Below are 245 nucleotides of genomic sequence, written 5' to 3'. Positions count from 1 at the left end.
GAGGTGATGACGTCGTGCATGTCGTAGGGCTGGTTGGGGGAGTCGGGGATGAGGGTGTCTAGGGCCCGGTCGTCCTGGCTGATCTCCAGGGAGGCGGGGGCCGGGTAGGCCGGTGCCTCGTCGAGGTTGTTCGACGGCAGGAAGGAGAGCAGGGCTTTGACGTAGTCGATGGCGTCTTCCTCATCGGAGGCCATGTAGTGGGCGTTGCCGGACTTGGTGTTGTGGGTGCGGGCGCCGCCGAGGTC

The 245-nt window shown here is 66.1% G+C and carries 1 protein-coding gene; it reads right to left on the bottom strand.

Annotated elements, in window-relative coordinates:
- Positions 1–245: carboxyl transferase domain-containing protein (locus tag ACYQ1K_RS28035; protein ID WP_459986909.1), on the bottom strand; the 245-nt coding region annotated here is incomplete at both ends.

The organism is Nocardioides sp. AN3, from assembly GCF_054653495.1.
The sequence above is the reverse complement of the archived record's forward strand: the minus strand, read 5'-3'. Positions and strand labels throughout refer to the sequence as shown.